This window comes from Kitasatospora sp. NPDC002965 (genome assembly GCF_040611255.1).
Taxonomy (GTDB): Bacteria; Actinomycetota; Actinomycetes; order Streptomycetales; family Streptomycetaceae; genus Kitasatospora.
Map to the genome: position 1 here is coordinate 14284 of NZ_JBEXNT010000007.1, position 15713 is coordinate 29996.

The window sequence follows — 15713 nt, forward strand, 5'->3', positions numbered from 1 at the left end:
ATGGTCCGTGACAGGAATTGTCTTGAATTGCAGAGGCCTTGCTCCACTCCTGTCACATCATCGGCATAATCGCGCCCATGACGATCAACCGTGCGAACGTGAGCACGATTGCCGATGACCTGTACGTCTGGCTTCCCCCGAAGCGCGGATGGGGTCTCGCCAACTGCGGGCTGCTGGCTTCGCCGAGGACGGCGCTCTGGATCGACACGCCCTACGATCCCTCGCTCGCCGCGGAGTTCCTCACCGAGAGCCGCAAGCGGCTCGCCGACGGCGTCACCGTCGACCGGGTGATCGTCACACACGCCAACGGCGACCACCTCTGGGGCGCCGGCGTGCTCCCCGGGGCGGAGATCATCGCCACCCGCGAGGCGCTGGAGCACATCCACTACGAGCCGACGCCCAAGCAGCAGCACGCCCTGGTCGCGAGCAGCGACCCGGACTCGCTGCTCGGCGGCTACCTCCGGCGCCACTTCGGCCAGTTCGACTGGTCGCAGACCGAGCCCGTCCGGCCCGACACCGTCTTCCACGGCGAGCTGGAGCTGCGGGTGGGGGAGTACCCCGTGCAGATCACCGGGCTCCCGTCCGCGCACACCGGTGGCGACCTGATCGTCCACCTCCCGCACCAGCGGGCGGTGTTCACCGGTGACGTGATCTTCGGATCGAGCGCCGAACAGCCCGGCGACCACCCCTCGCACTGGGCGGGGCCGTTGGAGAACATCATCGCCGCCTGCGAGCGCATCCTGGCGACCGGTGCCGAGATCTTCGTCCCGGGACACGGACCGGTGCTCGGCCGTGCCGGCGTCCGGGAACACATCGCCTACCTCGGCCACCTGCGCGAGCGCGCGCACGCCCTGCACGCCGCCGGGATCCCCGCGCTGGACGCGGCCCGCCGGATCATCGCCGAGCAGCGCTACCCCGAACTCGGCCTGCCCGAGCGGCTGGTGCTCACCATCGGCGCCGAGTACCGGCACCTGGACGGCACGGAGGTGCCGAACGTCCTGGAGGCGATGAGCCAGGTGGCCCTGGTGGCGCGGGAGTTGGACGAGGACACTGATCGGCGCACGCCCCGGCCACGGAACGGGACGGGCGGCACGACCACCCGGGCCTGAGCCGCCGGACACCCCCCGGGGCGACCCCGCCCCTCCGACCGAGGACCTCCGAGGACGTCGATGACGCAGCTCGTGTTGCCGGCCCTGGCACTGATCGCGGTCGCCGCGCTCGCGGCGACGGCCGTCCTGGCGCGCGCCCGCTCCCGGGCGCTGGCCCGGGCCGCCACCGCGGCGGCCGGGGCGGCCCGGACCGAGGAAGCCGCCCGCGCCGCCGAGAACCGGGCCCTCCTCGGCGAGGAGCGGGCCCGCGAGGCCCGGGCCGAGGCCCGGCGCTCGGCCGACGAGGCCCGGCAGGCGGCGGACCGCGCACTGGCCGCCGAGGACCGGGCGCACGAGGCGGAGCGCGGCACCGCGGAGGCCGTCCGCCGGGCCGTCGAGGCCGAACGCGCGACAGCCGGGGCCGAGCAGGCCGCGACCGTCGCCGGCCGCACGGCGTCGGAGGCCCGGCTCGCCGCCGAGACCGCCGAGGAGCGCGCCGCCGCCGCCGTGCGGCAGGCCGAGGCCCTGCTGGCCGAGATCGGCCACCTCGCCACCGAACGCGTGGCCGCCGCCGCCCTCCGGCTCAGCCACCCCAACGCGCCGGTCGCCGGACCGCTCGACCCGGCCGCCGTCGGCCCGGAGGCCGTCCAGACGCTCCAGGCCGTCCTCGACGCCGCGGCCGCCGCCGTGACCGACGAGCGCGAACGGGTCGACGCCGCCGCCCGCTCCGCGATGCGCGGGGCCACCTCCAAGATCCAGACCCTGCTCTACCAGATCCAGAGCCTGGTCCAGCAGCTCCAGCACGACAACGACGACCCCCGGCTGCTGGAGGTCGACTTCCGCAACGAGGTCGCGCTGCGCCGCATCCAGACCGTCGCCGTGCTCTGCGAGGCCTGGCCCGGCCTGGCCCGCACCGACTCGCCGCTCGCCGAGGTGGTGGTCGGCGCGCTCTCCCGGGTGCCCGGTTACGCCCGGATCAAGGTCGCCAACCACCTGCGGGAGAGCCGGCTGGCGGTGGTCGCCCGGGCCGCCGAGCCGCTGGCCATCGCCGTCGCCGAGCTCCTCGCCAACGCCACCGCGTACTCGCACCCGGAGACGGACGTCCCGGTGACCGTCCAGCAGGGCGGCCGGGGCGCGCTGGTGATCGTCGACGACAGCGGCATCGGGATGGAGGAGGACCAGCTGAGCCGGGCCCGCCGGCTGCTGTCAGGCCCCCCCGAGGTCCTGCTCACCGAGCTGGGCAACCCGCCGAAGACCGGCTTCGCCGTGGTCGGCAAGCTGGCCCGCCAGTACGGCTTCTCCTGCCACATCGAGCCCTCCCCGTACGGCGGCATGCGGACCATCGTGCGGGTCCCGGCCGGACTGCTGACCGTCATGGACGAGGGGCAGCAGCTCTCGGTGCTCACCCCGCTGCCGCTGCGGGCCGGGGCCGGGCCCGCCCCGGCGCCCACCGTGCAGGCGGTCCCGACGCCGTACGCCCGCCGGTCCGAGGACCGCTCCGGTGCGGCAGGCGGGTCCGGTGCGTCCGGCGCCGATGCGCCGGACGCTTCGGAGCGGCACGCGCCGCCGGCCATCCACGTCGTGCCCGCGGTGCACCTCGTCGCGGACGACGGCAGCGGGCTGCCCAGCCGTCGCCGGCGCCAGCCGCTGGCCGCGAGGCCGCAGCCGGCGGCACCGGGCGAGCCCGGGGAGCCGACGGCTGCGGGGGAGCGGCAGCCGGCCGGTCCGCCGGCCCGCACGCCCGAACAGGCCGCCGAGCGCTGGCAGGCCCTCCAGCACGGCACCGGCTCCGGCCGGGCCGCCGTGGCCCTCGCCGCCGTGACGGCCGCCGACGCCCGGGCCGAGGGTGACGGCGGTGACCCGGGCGGCGGTGACGGCGGTACTGCCGCGGCCACCGTCGCCGACGAGCCCGCCGCCACCGGCGCCGCCACCACCGACCACCGTCCGTCCCCCGCGGCGACCGGCCCCGCCGGCGCCGACCGGGCGGCCCCGCCCCGCCCCGACGCCGACCACACCGGCGCCGGACCCGCGGGCGCGTCCGGCCGCTAGATCCCCAGCCCCCGAAGGAGTCGAGCCGTGAGCAGCACGCCCAGCCCCACCGCCGCAGGGACCACCACCGCAGGCGCCGCCGCCGGTGCGGCCGCGGCCGGCACCGACGAGATCTCGTGGGTGCTGACCCCGCTGCTGGAGCTGCCGGGCGTCCTGCACGCGGTCGTCGCCACCGGTGACGGCCTCGTCGAGGCCGCGTCGGCGGGCCTCGGCCGCGCCTCCGCCGAGCGGGTCGCCGCGATGACCGCCACCGTGCACGCCGCCGCCCGCGCGTTCACCACCGCCTTCACCGACGTCGAGCAGCCCCGGCTGGCCCAGACCGTGGTCGAGTCCGAACTGGGCTTCGCCGTCGTCGTCCCGGCCGGGGAGAACACCTCGCTCGCGGTCTTCACCACGCCCGAGGCCCAGCTCGGCAACGTGGCCTACCAGATGCAGGTGCAGGTCGCCGCCCTGGGCCGCGCGCTGGCGAGCCCGGCCAGGCGGCAGGACGCGCCCGCCCGGTCATGACCGCCGTCCCCCGCAGGCGGATGGTCCCCGCCTACCTGGCCACCGGCGGCCGGTCCCGGCCCGGCACGGCCGGTTTCGACCGGCTCACCGTCCTGAGTGCCTCCGGCACCGAACCCCCGCCGGAGCTGGCGGAGTTGGGGGCCGAGCACGGTCGGCTCTGGGACCTGCTCCGCCCCGGCGCGCTCACCGTCGTGGAGGCCGCGGCCCATCTGCGGCTCCCGGTCAGCGCCACCGTCTTCCTCGCGGCCGACCTGGTCGAGGCGGGCTGCCTGCGCGCCCGCGCGCCGATCCCCCGCGCCCAGCAGACCGACCGCTCCATCGTCGAGAGGCTCCTCGTTGGACTCCGCACTCTCCGGTAGCCCGGCCGCGCCGGGCGGGCCGGACCGGGTGGGCTACCTGCCCGACCGGGACCAGACGCTGATGAAGCTGGTGGTGGCCGGCCCGTTCGGGGTCGGCAAGACGACGCTGATCCGCACGCTCTCGGAGATCCCGACCCTGCACACCGAGGAGGCGATGACCGAGACCGGAGCCCCGGTGGACGACGTGGCCGGCCTGACCGGCAAGTCCACCACCACCGTCGCGGTCGACTTCGGCCGGCTCACCCTGCCCGGCCAGGTGGTGCTGTACATGTTCGGCACCCCGGGCCAGCGCCGGTTCTTCCCGCTCTGGCAGGACATCGCCCGCGGCGCGGTGGGCGCCCTGGTGCTGGCCGACACCCGCCGGCTGGCCGACTCCTTCGAGATCATGGACATGGTCGAGGAGCAGGGCCTGCCGTACGCGGTCGCCGTCAACTGCTTCCCCGACGCGCCCGTCCACCCGCCCGACGTGCTCCGGGCCCACCTGGACCTGCACGCGAGCACCCCGTTGGTGCTCTGTGACGCCCGCGAGCGCGACTCCGGTCTGGACGCCCTGATCGCGCTCACCGAACACGTCCTGCACGGCCTGCCTGCCGGTACCGACCCCGCCGGTTCCGACCCGGCCGGTACCGATCCTGACGCGTCCGACCCCGCCGGTCCCGACCCCGCCGGTTCCGATCCCGCCGTGCCCGATCCCGCCCCGGAGCAGCCGTGACCAGCCCCGACGACGTACCCGCCGGCCCGACCGACGCCGTACCCGGCGACCCGGCCCCCCGGGCGGTCCCCCTCCACGGTCCGGCCTTCGCCGCCGACCCGCAGGCCGTCTACGAGCAGCTGCGCCGCCACGGCCCGGTCGCCCCGGTGGAGATCGCGCCCGGCGTCGAGGCCCTGCTGGTCACCGACTACCAGGCAGCCCTCGACCTGCTGCGCGACTCCGACACCTTCTCCAAGGACTCCCGGGCCTGGCAGCGGACCGTCCCGCCGGACTCCCCGCTGCTGCCGGTGCTCGGCTACCGCCCGACCGCCCTCTTCAGCGACGGCGCGACCCACGCCCGCTACCGCCAGGTGATCACCGACGGCCTGGCCCTGCTGGAACCGCACCTGCTCCAGCGCCGGGTGGCCGAGGTCGCCCACCGGCTGATCGGCACCTTCGAGGCCACCGGTTCCGCCGATCTGATCGCCGACTACGCGCGCCGCCTGCCGGTCCACGCCGTCACCACCTGGTTCGGGGTGCCGGAGGAGCACGCCGACCGTCTGGTGGCCGGGATCGTCGGCATGATCGAGTCGACCGAGAAGGCGGTGGCCGCGTACGGCGACGTCGTCGCGGTGGTCACCGCGATGGTCGCCGAGCGGCGCGAACGGCCCCGGCACGACCTGACCTCGTGGTTCCTCACCCACCCGGCGGGGCTGGACAACGAGGAGGTGGTCCGGCAGATCACGCTGACCATGATCGCCGGCAACGAGCCGACCACCAATCTGATCGGCAACGCGCTGCTCCGCCTCCTCACCGACGCCCGCTACGCCGGTTCGCTGTTCGGCGGCGCGATGACGGCGTTCCAGGCGATCGACGAGGTGCTCTGGCACGAGCCGCCGCTGGCCAACCTCTCCGCGCACTACCCGCGCTACGACGTGACCTTCCACGGCCGGGAGATCGCGGCCGGCTCCCTCGTCCTGGTCTCCTACGCGGCCGCCAACTCCCAGGCCGCCCCGCCCACCGGCGGCGGCGAGCTGGGCAGCGGCGAGTCCGCGCACCTGGCGTGGGCGGCCGGTCCGCACGCCTGCCCGGCCCGGGACCCGGCGCTGCTGATCGCCATCACCGCGATCGAGCAGCTCACCAGCCGCCTCAGCGAGCTGGAGCTCGCCACCCCCGCCGCCGGTCTCCGCTGGCGCCCGGGCCCGTTCCACCGGGCCCTGGTGGAGCTCCCGGTCCGCTTCGCCCCGGTCGCCGGATAGCGCGCGGGCCCGGGAACCGGTTCGGTTCCCGGGCCCGCCGCCCGCTGTCCGACGGCCGCCGAAACGGCCGCCGGTCCGGCTACTCCGCCGGCTTCAGCGTGAGCGAGACGCTGTTGATGCAGTACCGCTGGTCGGTCGGCGTGCCGTAGCCCTCGCCCTCGAAGACGTGTCCGAGGTGTCCGCCGCAGCGGGCGCAGCGGACCTCGACCCGGCGCATGCCGAGCGTGCTGTCCTCGATGTACTGGACGCGGTCACCGGCGAGCGGCGCGTAGTAGGACGGCCAGCCGCAGTGGCTGTCGAACTTGGTCTCCGAGCTGAACAGCTCGGCGCCGCAGGCCCGGCAGCCGTAGACGCCGACCGTCTTGGTGTCGGTGTACTCGCCGGTGAACGGGCGCTCGGTGCCGGCCTCCCGGAGGACGTGGTACTCCTCCGGCGAGAGCTCGGCGCGCCACTCGGCGTCGGTCTTCTCGATCTCGTAGCTCATGACGGCTCCAGGTCGGGGGACTCAGACGTTGGTGGCAACGTTCGCGAGGTGCTTCAGGATTTCCGGGCCCAGGTTGGTGACGTCGCCCGCACCCATGGTGAGCAGCAGGTCGCCCGGGCGGGCCAGGCCGGCCAGCAGGGCGGGGGCGGCGGCGAAGTCGTGCTCGGCGGTGACCTCGGCGCCCGCGGTCCGGGCCGCGTCGATGATCAGCTCGCTGGTGACGCCCGGGATCGGGTCCTCGCGGGCCGGGTAGATGTCGAGCACGACGGAGGAGTCGGCCAGGGCCAGGGCGGCGCCCATCTCCTCGGCGAGCTGCTGGGTGCGGCTGAACAGGTGCGGTTGGAAGACCACCAGGACGCGGCCGTCGGTGGCCTCCCGGATCGCCTCCAGGTCGGCGGTCATCTCGGTCGGGTGGTGCGCGTAGGAGTCGATCACCTGGACGCCGCCCGCCTCGCCCTTGAGCTGGAGGCGGCGGCGCACGCCGGTGTAGGCGGCGATGGCCTTGGCCAGGTCGGCGGCCGGGACGCCGAGCGCGACGCCGGCGGCCAGCGCGGCGACCGCGTTGTGGGCGTAGTGCCGGCCGGGCACCGAGACGGTGAAGGTGAGCTCGGCGCCGTCGAGCAGGACGGTGACCTCGCTGGTCATGCCGTGCGCGACCACCGACAGGACACGGAGGTCGGCGTCCTCGGCGGCGCCGACGGTGACCACCCGCAGGCCCTCGCGGCCGGCCACCCGGGCGGTCAGCTCGCGGGCGCCGTCGTGGTCGGCGGAGACGACCAGGGTGCCGCCGGGGGAGATCCGGCCGACGAAGGTCTCGAAGGACTCGTAGATCTCGTCGATCGAGGCGTAGTTGGCGTGGTGGTCCAGCTCCACGTTGAGCACGATCGCCACCTCGGGCGCGTACTTGTGGAAGCTGCGGTCGCTCTCGTCGGCCTCGGCGACGAAGATCTCGCCGTCGCCGTGCCGGGCGTTGGAGCCGGGCGCGTCGAGGTCCCCGCCGATCGCGTAGGACGGGTCGAGGCCCAGCTCACCGAGCGCGACGGCGAGCATGCTGGTGGTGGTGGTCTTGCCGTGGGTGCCGGCGACGGCCAGCGCCCGGCGGCCGCCCATCAGCGCGGCCAGCGCGTCCGAGCGGTGCACCACCGGGATCCCGCGCTCGCGGGCGGCGGCCAGCTCCGGGTTGTCGGCGCGGATCGCGCTGGAGACCACGATGCTGCTGGCACCGTCCGGGACGTGCTCGGCGGCGTGGCCGATGTGCACGCTGGCACCCAGGGCGCGCAGGGCGAGGACGGTCTCGGACTCCTTGGAGTCGCTGCCGGAGACGCTGGCACCGCGCACCGCGAGGATCTTCGCCAGGCCGGACATCCCGGCGCCGCCGATACCGATGAAGTGCGGGGCGTGCAGGTCGTGCGCGGCGTCGTTCAAAACGGGACTCCGTACGGGCTGTGGGCCCCTCCTGCCCGACGGCGGGCGCGGAGGGAGGGACGGGTGTGGTGGAGGGCGGGCGGCAAGGGCGAATCGTCCTCGCGGACCGGACCGCAAGGACGATTCTGCACCACCGGAGGCCCCGGCCCCCTGTGCCCGAGAGCGGGCGAGGAGGGCGTCAGGAGTCGCTGGCGAACAGCCGCAGCACCGGAACGCCCACCTTGTGCCGGGCCTGGGAGGCCCAGTCGCGGTGGAAGAACTCCTCCACGAAGTGCGGCGAGGTGAGCACCACCACCTCGTCGGCCCGGTGCTCCTCGACCACGGTGCGGAGCCGGTCGAGGGGCTTCTCCTCGACCAGCTCGCCGACCGCCTCGGCGCCGGCCTGCCGCAGGTGGCGCAGGCTGTGCTCCAGCGACTCGGTGGCCACCGTCGGCTCGCTCTCGGACTCGTCGTGCTCGTGGACCACCTTGTCGAGGTGGCCGAGGGCGACGTCGTCCAGCGCCCGCAGCAGCTCGTCCTGCTTGCCGCGCGGTTGCATCAGGACGACGAAGGACACCGTCTCGTCGCTGTGGAGCGTGGTGACCAGCTCCACGTCGGCGTCGGAGAGTGCCTTTTCGATCATCAGTACCGTCTTGAACACGTGAGTCCCTTCCAGTCGCCGGCCCCCGGGCTCCGGCATCGGATCCCATACTGCCCCGGCGGAAGCTTTCCGCACCTTGCTCACCCGACAGACGGGCCACGCGGAGGGAACGTCCCAAGTGGGAGCGGGATCACTTTCCGGGGGTCACGGGGTCGGCGGACGCAGGTAACGGGTGAAGAGGAATCCTTTCTGCTCGATCAATGAGACCAGTCGCATCCGCTGCACGTCCGGCATTTCCGCATCGTGGATGATCCGCGGCGCGTCGCCGGCCGTGATCAGCGGTGCCAGCGACAGGCACAGCTCGTCGAGCAGGCCGGCGGCGGCCAGCTGTCCCAGCAGCCGCGGTCCGCCCTCGGTCAGCATCCGCGTCCAGCCCCGGTCGGCCAGGGCCGCGACCGCCGCCCGCAGGTCCACCGAGCCCCGGCCCGCGACGATCACGTCCGCCACCTCGGCCACCGCCGCGCGGCTCTCCCCGGGCGCGTCCTCGGTGGTGATCACCACCGTCCGCACCAGCGGCTCGGTGAACAGCGGCGCCGCCAGGTCCAGGCCCAGCGAGCGGGTGACGACCGCGATCGCCGGCGCCGGGGCCTGCCCGGCCGCCTGCCGCGCCCCGGCGAACTCGGCCCGGGCGCGGGCCGGCCGGTACCCCTCGGCACGGACCGTCTCGGCGCCCACCAGCACCACGTCCGACAGCGCCCGCAGCACACCGAAGATCCGCTTGTCCGCCGAACCCGAGAGTCCCTCGGAGAGCCCGTCCAGCCGGGCCCCGCCGTCCAGGCCGGCCACCATGTTGGCGCGCAGCCACGGACGGCCGTGATTCACCTGGTCGGGGTACGCGTAGACGGCGGCGAGCGACTCCAGCGAGGCCGGATCGGCGAACTGCCCGCCCGGCGGGCTGATCAACTGATGCATGCCGCCAGTCTTCCACCGGCGCGCGCCGGCGGCCGGGGCCCGCCGCGTGTGCGGTCGGGCGTACCCTGTACTACCGTGCCAGCAGCCTCACACCCCGACTCCGTGATCGACGCCGTGATCGACCCCGAGCTGATAGCCACCACCGGCCCCGCCGGACCGGTCGCGCTCACCGACCGGCGCCCCGTCGTCCCCGCCGAGCGGCTGGTCGCCGAGATGGTGCCACCGCCGCGTTTCTCCGACGTGAGCTTCGGGACGTACCTCCCCGACCCGACGCAGCCCAGCCAGTACGAGGCCGTCCAGGTCCTGGAGCAGTTCGCCGGCACGCTCGCCGCCGGGAAGGGCTCCGCCCCGAAGCGCAGCTGGTTCCGCCGCAGTGCCCCCGTGCCCACCGGTCCGGCCGGCGTCTACCTGGACGGCGGCTACGGCGTCGGCAAGACCCACCTGCTCGCCTCGCTCTGGCACGCCGCGCCGGGCCCCAAGGCCTTCGGCACCTTCGTCGAGCTGACCAACCTGGTCGGCGCGCTCGGCTTCCAGCAGGCCGTGACCACCCTCTCCGGCCACACGCTGCTCTGCATCGACGAGTTCGAACTGGACGACCCCGGCGACACCGTGCTGGTCTCCACCCTGCTCGGCCGGCTGGTCGACAACGGCGTCAAGCTCTGCGCCACCTCCAACACCCTGCCCGAGAAGCTCGGCGAGGGCCGGTTCGCCGCCGCCGACTTCCTCCGCGAGATCCAGGGCCTGTCCGCGCACTTCCGCCCGATGCGGATCGACGGCCAGGACTACCGCCACCGCGGCCTGCCGGACGCCCCGCCGCCGTACTCCGACGCCCAGGTGGACGCCGCCGCGGCCCGCACCCCGGGCGCCTCGCTGGACGACTTCGACGCCCTGCTCGGCCACCTCTCGGCCGTCCACCCCAGCCGCTACGGCGCCCTGCTGGACGACGTGACGGCGGTCTGCCTGCGCGGCGTGCGACAGGTCGACGACCAGTCCACCGCGCTGCGCCTGGTCGTCCTCGCCGACCGGATGTACGACCGCGAGCTGCCGGTCACGGCCTCCGGGATCCCCTTCGACCGGGTGTTCCCGGAGGAGATGCTGCGCGGCGGCTACCGCAAGAAGTACCTGCGGGCCGTCTCCCGCCTGGTCGCGCTCGCCCGCGACAGCGCCCGCTAGGGCTCGTCCGACGGACGGGCTCCGGGCCCTGCCCGGGCCTTCCCGGTCTCCCCGGCCTCCCCGCGGGTTTCCCCGCCGGGGCCGCAATGTCGGTGGCGGGTCGTACGGTGGACACGTGCGACCCATCACGAGTATTGAGCGGTCAGAGACGCCCTTCGAGGTCGTCAGTCCCTACCAGCCCAACGGCGACCAGCCCGCGGCCATCGCCGAGCTGGAGCGCCGGGTCCGGGCCGGGGAGAAGGACGTCGTCCTGCTCGGCGCCACCGGTACCGGCAAGTCGGCCACCACGGCCTGGATGATCGAGAAGCTCCAGCGTCCCACCCTGGTGATGGCGCCGAACAAGACCCTGGCCGCCCAGCTCGCGAACGAGTTCCGCGAGCTGCTGCCGAACAACGCGGTCGAGTACTTCGTCTCGTACTACGACTACTACCAGCCCGAGGCGTACGTCCCGCAGACGGACACCTACATCGAGAAGGACTCCTCGATCAACGAGGAGGTCGAGCGGCTGCGCCACTCCGCCACCAACTCGCTGCTCACCCGCCGGGACGTCGTCGTGGTCGCCTCGGTCTCCTGCATCTACGGCCTCGGCACCCCGCAGGAGTACGTGGACCGGATGGTGAGGCTCAAGGTCGGCGAGGAGATCGACCGCGACGTCCTGCTCCGCCGCTTCGTCGACATCCAGTACACCCGCAACGACCTCGCCTTCACCCGCGGCACCTTCCGGGTCCGCGGCGACACCATCGAGATCTTCCCGGTCTACGAGGAGCTCGCCCTCCGGATCGAGATGTTCGGCGACGAGATCGAGGCGCTGTACACCCTGCACCCGCTCACCGGCGAGATCATCAGCCAGGACGACTCCGTCCACGTCTTCCCGGCCTCGCACTACGTCGCCGGCCCGGAGCGGATGGAGCGCGCGGTCGGCGACATCGAGAAGGAGCTGGAGGGGGCCCTCGCGCGGATGGAGAAGCAGGGCAAGCTGCTGGAGGCCCAGCGGCTGCGGATGCGCACCACGTACGACCTGGAGATGCTCCGCCAGATCGGCACCTGCTCCGGCGTCGAGAACTACTCGATGCACTTCGACGGCCGTGAGCCCGGCTCCCCGCCGAACACCCTGCTCGACTACTTCCCGGAGGACTTCCTCCTGGTCATCGACGAGTCGCACGTCACCGTCCCGCAGATCGGCGCGATGTACGAGGGCGACGCCTCGCGCAAGCGCACGCTGGTCGAGCACGGGTTCCGGCTCCCGTCGGCGATGGACAACCGCCCGCTGAAGTGGGAGGAGTTCCAGAAGAGGATCGGCCAGACCGTCTACCTCTCGGCGACCCCCGGCCAGTACGAGCTGTCCCGCGGTGACGGCCAGGTCGAGCAGATCATCCGCCCGACCGGCCTGATCGACCCCGAGGTGATCGTCAAGCCCACCGAGGGCCAGATCGACGACCTGGTGCACGAGGTCCGCAAGCGGGTGGAGAAGGACGAGCGCGTCCTGGTCACCACCCTCACCAAGAAGATGTCCGAGGACCTCACCGACTACATGCTCGGCCTGGACATCCGGGTCCGGTACCTGCACAGCGACATCGACACGCTGCGCCGGGTCGAGCTGCTGCGCGAGCTGCGGGCCGGCGAGTACGACGTGCTGGTCGGCATCAACCTGCTCCGTGAGGGCCTTGACCTCCCCGAGGTCTCCCTGGTGGCGATCCTGGACGCCGACAAGGAGGGCTTCCTGCGGTCCGGCACCTCGCTGATCCAGACCATCGGCCGCGCCGCCCGTAACGTCTCCGGCCAGGTCCACATGTACGCGGACCGGATCACCCCGGCGATGGAGAAGGCCATCGACGAGACCAACCGCCGCCGCGAGGTCCAGCAGGCGTACAACAAGAAGCACGGGATCGACCCGCAGCCGCTGCGGAAGAAGATCGGCGACATCCTGGACACCCTCACCCGTGAGGAGGTCGACACCGACCAGCTGCTCTCGACCGGCTACCGCGGTACCGGCGCCAAGGGCGCCAAGGCCCCGGTGCCGGCGCTGGGCGCCACCCGCAAGCCGGCCAAGTCCTTGCCGGCGGCCGAGCTGGCCGACCTGATCCAGTCGATGACCGAGCGGATGCACGCCGCCGCGACGGACCTCCAGTTCGAGGTCGCGGCCCGGCTGCGCGACGAGGTGAAGGAACTGAAGAAGGAGCTGCGGCAGATGCGGGAGGCCGGCATCGCGTAGCGGCCCCGCGCAGGCTCCTCGACGCCCCGCCGGGCGTGGCCGGTTCCGTTCCCGGTCGTGCCCGGCGGTGTCTAGCCCCGCCACGAAGGGGTACACGGCGATCGAAGCGTTCTGCCGCAGGGCCTAGGCTGGCCTGCGGTGCCGCCACGCGAGGGGGCGGCCGAAACAGGGGGCCTCAGCCGGGGGACGGCAACGGGGTGTTCCACCGTGGAGCCTGCGCGGGGATCGACCGCGGGGCTGGGCAGAGAGGACACATCGCCGTGTCGGTGACACTTGCCAAGGGGCAGCGGGTCAGCCTCCAGAAGGGTTCGGGCGAGACGCTGACCGTCGTCCGGATGGGCCTCGGTTGGAAGGCGGCGCCCCGGCGCGGGCTCTTCGGCAGCCGGACCAGGCAGATCGACCTGGACGCCTCGGCCCTGCTGTACGCCGAGCGGACCCCGTCGGACGTGGTGTTCTTCCAGCACCTGGAGAGCGCCGACGGCTCGGTCAGGCACACCGGGGACAACCTGGTCGGCGGAGCCGGTGCGGGGGAGGACGACGAGGCGATCCTGGTCGACCTGGCGCACGTGCCGCCGCACATCACCCAGGTGGTGTTCACGGTGAGCTCGTACACCGGGCAGACCTTCGCCGAGGTCCAGAACGCGCACTGCCGGCTGGTGGACGAGTCGACCGGGCTGGAGCTCGCCCGGTACGAGCTGACCGGCGGCGGTCCGCACACCGGGCAGGTCATGGCGAAGGTGTTCCGCGAGGAGGACGGCGGCTGGGGGATGCAGGCGATCGGCGCTCCGGCCCGCGGCCGGACCTTCCAGGACCTGCTTCCGGCCATCGAGCCGTACCTGTAGCGGCGGGCCCCGAGCGGGCCCGGAGCGGCTCGGGCGTGGGCCCGGAGCGGCCCGGGAGCGGCCCGGTCCCGGGGGTCCTTTACCTTCTTTACCTTTCCTTGGGGCTGCTGTTACCCTGGTTGGCAGCGGAGGGGAGTATTCCCCCGCAGTTGCCCCGTCATCACGGGCGTCCCCAGCGGCGTCCCGGGGCGCTGGTCCGCGGGCGCGCAGCAGCGCGTCCGACGGGCGGAAGAGACCTCCGGCAGTGACGATGACTGTCTCGCCTACCTGCCGGAGGAGCAGTAGTGGACGTTTCCGTAAGTTTGTGGGTCGGCACGATCGTGGTGCTTCTGGCACTGATCGTGGCCGACTTCTTCATCGGCGGTCGCAAGCCGCACGAGGTGTCGATCAAGGAAGCCGGCATCTGGACCACGGTCTGGGTCGTGCTCGCGGCACTCTTCGGTGGATTCCTCTGGTGGCACTCCGGCGCCCAGCCGGCCGGTGAGTTCTTCGCCGGGTACATCACCGAGAAGTCGCTCAGTGTCGACAACCTGTTCGTGTTCATCCTGATCATGGGCAAGTTCGCGGTGCCCCGGATCTACCAGCAGCGCGTGCTGATGTTCGGTGTGATCATCGCGCTGGTGCTCCGGGCGGTCTTCATCGCCGGCGGCGCGGCCCTGGTCGCGCAGTTCTCCTGGGTGTTCTTCATCTTCGGCGCCTTCCTGATCTGGACGGCGTGGAAGCTGATCAAGGAGGCCCGGTCCGACGAGGAGGACGAGGAGTTCGAGGAGAACCGCCTGCTCAAGTCGATCGAGCAGCGCTTCCCGTCGACCGACAAGTACCACGGCACCAAGCTCTTCATCCGGGAGAACGGCCGCCGGCTGATGACCCCGATGCTGATCGTCATGCTGGCGATCGGCACCACCGACGTCCTGTTCGCGCTGGACTCGATCCCGGCGATCTTCGGTCTGACCCAGGACCCGTACATCGTCTTCACCGCCAACGCCTTCGCCCTGATGGGTCTGCGGCAGCTGTACTTCCTGATCGGCGGCCTGCTGAAGAAGCTGGTCCACCTCTCGTACGGCCTGTCGGTGATCCTCGGCTTCATCGGCGTGAAGCTGGTGCTGCACGCGGCGCACGAGCAGGGCGCGAACGTGCCGGAGATCGGCATTCCGCTCTCGCTGGGCTTCATCGTGGTGGTGCTCGCCGTCACCACCGTGACCAGCCTGATGGCCTCGAAGAAGGCCGAGCGGGCCGAGGCGGAGAAGATCGACGCCTGAGCCCCGCCCCCCGGCCCGGCGGGCCCGCGACCGAGCAGTGGTCGCGGGCCCGCCGTCGTCGTGTCAGCCCCGCGCGGGCCTCCGCACGGGCCCCGCACGGCCCTCCGTGGGGTCCTCACGGGCCTGCGGGGGCCCGCCCCGCGCCTACCAGCCGCGCTCGCGCCAGGCGGCCAGGTTGGGGCGCTCGGCGCCCAGGGTGGTGTCGTTGCCGTGACCGGGGTAGACCCAGGCCTCGTCCGGCAGGACGTCGAAGAGCTTCTCGTTGACGTCCCGGAACAGGCTCCGGAAGGCCTCCGGGTCGCCCCAGGTGTTTCCCACCCCGCCAGGGAAGAGGCAGTCCCCGGTGAACACGTGCGGGTGGCCCTGCGGGTCGTCGTAGACCAGCACGATCGCCCCGGGGGTGTGGCCGACCAGGTGCCGCACGGTCAGCTCGCAGTGGCCCACCCGCAGGGTGTCGCCGTCGTCCAGCGGCAGGTCGGTCGGCACCTCGACGGCCTCGGCGTCGATCCGTCCGGCGGCGGTGCGGGCGCCGGTGGCGGCGACCACCTCGGCCAGCGCGCCCCAGTGGTCGTGGTGCCGGTGCGTGGTGACCACGGTGGCCAGGTTCTCGCCGACGGTCTCCAGCAGCGCCGGCGCGTCCGCCGCCGCGTCGATCAGCAGCTGCTCGTCGGTGTCGCGGCAGCGCAGCAGGTAGGCGTTGTTGTCGTAGGGGCCGACCGCCACCTTGGTGATGATCAGGTGGGCCAGGTCGCGCACGTCCGGCGGTCCGCCGACCTTGACCGCTCCGTGGTACGTCATCCGTCCGCTCCTCGT

The 15713-nt window shown here is 73.1% G+C and carries 15 protein-coding genes; 10 read left to right on the top strand and 5 right to left on the bottom strand.

Going from position 1 to position 15713, the window contains the following annotated elements; translation table 11 throughout:
* The first annotated feature begins 77 nt into the window (after positions 1-77).
* The 6 genes from ABZY91_RS04955 (at position 78) to ABZY91_RS04980 (ending at position 5953) form a co-directional block, all read left to right on the top strand.
* A complete protein-coding gene (locus ABZY91_RS04955) occupies positions 78-1109 on the top strand; it encodes an MBL fold metallo-hydrolase (protein ID WP_329948621.1) in 1032 nt (343 codons plus the stop codon).
* 60 nt (positions 1110-1169) lie between these two features.
* Positions 1170-3137, top strand: coding sequence for an ATP-binding protein (locus ABZY91_RS04960; protein ID WP_355399803.1), 1968 nt, complete (start codon positions 1170-1172; stop codon positions 3135-3137).
* 111 nt (positions 3138-3248) lie between these two features.
* Entirely contained in the window at positions 3249-3644 is a 396-nt protein-coding gene (locus ABZY91_RS04965) for a roadblock/LC7 domain-containing protein (RefSeq protein ID WP_329876458.1), read from the top strand.
* The gene (locus tag ABZY91_RS04970) at positions 3641-4003 is read left to right on the top strand and encodes a DUF742 domain-containing protein (protein WP_329876408.1); all 363 of its coding nucleotides are present in this window, start codon (positions 3641-3643) and stop codon (positions 4001-4003) included. The genes ABZY91_RS04965 and ABZY91_RS04970 overlap by 4 nt, the downstream gene beginning before the upstream one ends.
* 61 nt (positions 4004-4064) lie before the next feature.
* Positions 4065-4715 (top strand): ATP/GTP-binding protein, encoded by a 651-nt coding sequence (locus ABZY91_RS04975; RefSeq protein WP_355399927.1) that lies wholly within the window; start codon positions 4065-4067, stop codon positions 4713-4715.
* Positions 4712-5953, top strand: coding sequence for a cytochrome P450 (locus tag ABZY91_RS04980; RefSeq protein WP_355399804.1), 1242 nt, complete (start codon positions 4712-4714; stop codon positions 5951-5953). The genes ABZY91_RS04975 and ABZY91_RS04980 overlap by 4 nt, the downstream gene beginning before the upstream one ends.
* A 79-nt stretch (positions 5954-6032) precedes the next feature.
* On the opposite strand, the gene msrB is transcribed toward ABZY91_RS04980, so the two are convergent.
* The 4 genes from msrB to ABZY91_RS05000 all read right to left on the bottom strand — a co-directional run bounded on the left by msrB (position 6033) and on the right by ABZY91_RS05000 (position 9414).
* Positions 6033-6437, bottom strand: a complete 405-nt coding sequence (gene msrB / locus ABZY91_RS04985; protein WP_329876404.1) for a peptide-methionine (R)-S-oxide reductase MsrB — start codon at positions 6435-6437, stop codon at positions 6033-6035.
* Between the two features lie 21 nt (positions 6438-6458).
* Positions 6459-7841 carry a UDP-N-acetylmuramate--L-alanine ligase gene (gene murC, locus ABZY91_RS04990; RefSeq protein WP_355399929.1) on the bottom strand — a complete coding sequence of 461 codons (1383 nt, stop codon included), beginning with the start codon at positions 7839-7841 and terminating at the stop codon, positions 6459-6461.
* A gap of 199 nt (positions 7842-8040) precedes the next feature.
* Positions 8041-8502, bottom strand: a complete 462-nt coding sequence (locus ABZY91_RS04995; RefSeq protein WP_329876402.1) for an indole-3-glycerol phosphate synthase — start codon at positions 8500-8502, stop codon at positions 8041-8043.
* 144 nt (positions 8503-8646) lie between these two features.
* A complete protein-coding gene (locus tag ABZY91_RS05000) occupies positions 8647-9414 on the bottom strand; it encodes a pyrimidine reductase family protein (RefSeq protein ID WP_355399806.1) in 768 nt (255 codons plus the stop codon).
* A gap of 105 nt (positions 9415-9519) precedes the next feature.
* Here ABZY91_RS05000 and zapE point away from each other — a divergent pair, with 105 nt between their 5' ends.
* From zapE to ABZY91_RS05020, 4 genes are all read left to right on the top strand, one after another.
* Positions 9520-10587 (top strand): cell division protein ZapE, encoded by a 1068-nt coding sequence (zapE, locus tag ABZY91_RS05005; RefSeq protein ID WP_329876452.1) that lies wholly within the window; start codon positions 9520-9522, stop codon positions 10585-10587.
* Between the two features lie 115 nt (positions 10588-10702).
* Positions 10703-12799: an excinuclease ABC subunit UvrB gene (uvrB, locus tag ABZY91_RS05010; RefSeq protein ID WP_355399808.1), complete on the top strand. Its 2097-nt coding sequence runs from the start codon at positions 10703-10705 to the stop codon at positions 12797-12799.
* 260 nt (positions 12800-13059) lie between these two features.
* A complete protein-coding gene (locus ABZY91_RS05015; protein WP_329876396.1) occupies positions 13060-13641 on the top strand; it encodes a TerD family protein in 582 nt (193 codons plus the stop codon).
* Between the two features lie 284 nt (positions 13642-13925).
* On the top strand, positions 13926-14900 hold the full coding sequence (locus ABZY91_RS05020; protein WP_329948625.1) for a TerC family protein: 975 nt from the start codon (positions 13926-13928) through the stop codon (positions 14898-14900).
* 144 nt (positions 14901-15044) lie between these two features.
* Here the strand turns inward: ABZY91_RS05020 and ABZY91_RS05025 are convergent, their stop codons facing one another.
* On the bottom strand, positions 15045-15698 hold the full coding sequence (locus tag ABZY91_RS05025; protein WP_329876392.1) for an MBL fold metallo-hydrolase: 654 nt from the start codon (positions 15696-15698) through the stop codon (positions 15045-15047).
* Positions 15699-15713 lie beyond the last annotated feature (15 nt).